The organism is Bartonella sp. MR168JLCBS (genome assembly GCF_042194175.1).
On the sequence record NZ_JBHIMP010000079.1, the window covers coordinates 1 to 451 of the forward strand.

Sequence of the window (451 nt, forward strand, 5' to 3'; positions counted from 1 at the left end):
CAAAAGACAGACTTCAGCGTTTTAGAGCGTTTTGATCTGTTGACAAAAAGCGCACAAAGCTTTGTCTTATAATCAAGAACCATCATACTTCCCTGTTAATTTTAGCAAAATCTTGGAAGAATAAAGCATCTTTTTGTCTAAATACCATACAGTAAGATAAACTTGTGCTGTTTCATGGGAGCGTTTTGTCCCAACAAAGCTTCAGCCAACCAAAACAAAGCGTCATCACTCAAAGGGCCTTTTTCATAACGACGTCGAAAAGCGCAAAAAGCTTTTTCATCTTCAACATAATTGCCAGAAAGAAGAGAATTGTAGGCTTTTTTGTCCAATGCTTGGGAGATAGAAGAGGTAAATCTTGAACACGATACAGTTTGCCATGCTTGCTTTCTTCATGTGTTGCCTCTAAAGGGCTTTGTATTTACTCCAGAAGTTTCCCTGTCTCCTCGGATAA